The sequence below is a fragment of the Frankia sp. Hr75.2 genome (assembly GCF_949319125.1).
Taxonomy (GTDB): Bacteria; Actinomycetota; Actinomycetes; order Frankiales; family Frankiaceae; genus Parafrankia; species Parafrankia soli.
In genome coordinates this window covers 1-1,163 of sequence record NZ_CASGGV010000165.1, presented here as the reverse complement: position 1 = coordinate 1,163, position 1,163 = coordinate 1, and the positions used below count along the sequence as shown (strand labels likewise).

Here is a 1,163-nt window from a genome sequence, read left to right as displayed (position 1 = left end):
GGGGTGATCCGTGATGGCACAGCTGGTACGGGCACGGCGGTTGACCGATGAGGAAGGGCAGCGGCTCCTACGCATCGTGCGCCGGGGGAAGCACGGCTCGATCCGGGTCCGCCGTGCTCTGATCGTGATGGCATCGGCGAGCGGGACGACGGTACCCGCGATCGCCCGCCTCGTCGCCGCGGACGAGGACACGGTCCGGGGGGTGATCCACCGGTTCAACGAGATCGGCCTGGACTGTCTGGACCCTCGGTGGGCGGGAGGCCGTCCCCGCCTGATCAGTTCTGACGACGAGGCGTTCCTCGTCCAGACGGCCCGGACCCGCCCGGCGAGACTCGGGCAGCCGTTCACCCACTGGAGCCTGCGGAAACTGGCCGCCTACCTGGCCCACAACCCCGACCGCACCGTGACCGTCGGCCGGGAACGGCTCCGTCAACTCCTGCACGCCCACCGGATCTCGTTCCAGCGGACCCGGACCTGGAAGGAGTCCACCGACCCGGACAAGGACGCCAAACTCGACCGGATCGAATATCTGATCATGACGTGTCCGAACCGGTGTTTCGCGTTCGACCAGTTCGGTCCGCTCTCGATCCGCCCGGTCCACGGTGTCGGTTGGGCACCCGAGCGCCATCCGGATCGGCTGCCCGCGACCTACCATCGCACCCACGGGGTGCGCTACTTCCATGGCTGCTACTCCCTCGGTGACGATCAGCTCTGGGGTGTCACCCGTGTCCACAAGAGCGGTGAGAACACGCTGGCCGCGTTGAAGACGATCAGGGCTGCCCGTCCGGACAACGCCCCGATCTACGTGATCATGGACAACCTGTCCGCGAACAAGACCCCGACGATCCGCAGGTGGGCCGGGCGGAACAACGTGCAGCTGTGTCTCACCCCGACGAACGCGTCGTGGGCGAACCCGATCGAATCCCAGTTCGGACCGTTACGGACCTTCGCGATGGGGAACTCGAACCATCCCCACCACCCCGCGCTCGCCCGGAACCTGCAGGCCTACCTGCGCTGGCGCAACACCCACGCCCGCCACCCCACCGTCCTGGCCGCTCAACGCCGCGAACGCACCCGCGTCCGCTCCGAACGCCAACAACGCTGGGGCCGACCACGATCACACGCCGCCTGAACCGAACCAGAGAACATTCGTGGCCAGCGCA

At 67.7% G+C, this 1,163-nt stretch carries 1 protein-coding gene; it reads left to right on the top strand.

The window, feature by feature from the left end:
* Positions 1–13 precede the first annotated feature (13 nt).
* Positions 14–1,132, top strand: a complete 1,119-nt coding sequence (locus AC559T_RS13335; protein ID WP_498868901.1) for an IS630 family transposase — start codon at positions 14–16, stop codon at positions 1,130–1,132.
* Positions 1,133–1,163: the final 31 nt, after the last annotated feature.

Excerpts from the sequence above, each read along its gene's own strand:
- AC559T_RS13335 (WP_498868901.1), top strand. The coding sequence starts at position 14 with ATGGCACAGCTGGTACGGGCACGGCGGTTGACCGATGAGGAAGGGCAG.